The organism is Huaxiibacter chinensis (assembly GCF_022171985.1).
Taxonomy (GTDB): domain Bacteria; phylum Pseudomonadota; class Gammaproteobacteria; order Enterobacterales; family Enterobacteriaceae; genus Enterobacter; species Enterobacter chinensis_A.
In genome coordinates this window covers 1-215 of record NZ_JAJVHF010000095.1, presented here as the reverse complement: position 1 = coordinate 215, position 215 = coordinate 1, and the positions used below count along the sequence as shown (strand labels likewise).

Annotated in this window: 1 protein-coding gene; it reads left to right on the top strand. The window is 58.6% G+C overall.

From position 1 onward, the window contains the following. On the top strand, positions 1 to 215 hold a 215-nt coding region (locus LZP96_RS24345; protein WP_214517604.1), incomplete at both ends, for an IS1 family transposase.

Here is a 215-nt window from a genome sequence, read left to right as displayed (position 1 = left end):
TGCGCGGAAATGGACGAACAGTGGGGATACGTCGGGGCTAAATCGCGCCAGCGCTGGCTGTTTTACGCGTATGACAGGCTCCGGAAGACGGTTGTTGCGCACGTATTCGGTGAACGCACGATGGCGACGCTGGGGCGTCTTATGAGCCTGCTGTCACCCTTTGACGTGGTGATATGGATGACGGATGGCTGGCCGCTGTATGAATCCCGCCTGAA